The organism is Pseudomonas artemisiae (assembly GCF_057128685.1).
Window position 1 is genome coordinate 1 of sequence record NZ_JBSKHS010000042.1, and the last position, 522, is coordinate 522.

Genomic DNA, 522 nt, shown 5'->3' on the forward strand with positions numbered 1-522 from the left:
GGTTTGGGGTACGGTTCCTGGTTACCTGAAGCTTAGAAGCTTTTCCTGGAAGCATGGCATCGACCACTTCGTGTCCTGGGACACTCGTCATCAGCTCTCGGCCTTAAGATCCCGGATTTACCTAAGATCTCAGCCTACCACCTTAAACTTGGACAACCAACGCCAAGCTGGCCTAGCCTTCTCCGTCCCTCCATCGCAATAACCAGAAGTACAGGAATATTAACCTGTTTTCCATCGACTACGCTTTTCAGCCTCGCCTTAGGGACCGACTAACCCTGCGTCGATTAACGTTGCGCAGGAAACCTTGGTTTTTCGGCGTGCGAGTTTTTCACTCGCATTGTCGTTACTCATGTCAGCATTCGCACTTCTGATACCTCCAGCCAGCTTCTCAACTGACCTTCACAGGCTTACAGAACGCTCCTCTACCGCGTCACTTGCGTGACACCCGTAGCTTCGGTACCTGGTTTGAGCCCCGTTACATCTTCCGCGCAGGCCGACTCGACTAGTGAGCTATTACGCTTT

The 522-nt window shown here is 52.1% G+C and carries 1 rRNA gene; it reads right to left on the reverse strand.

Going from position 1 to position 522, the window contains the following annotated elements:
• Positions 1–522: ribosomal RNA gene (locus tag ACWKV4_RS20610) — 23S ribosomal RNA — on the reverse strand; the annotation flags it as partial.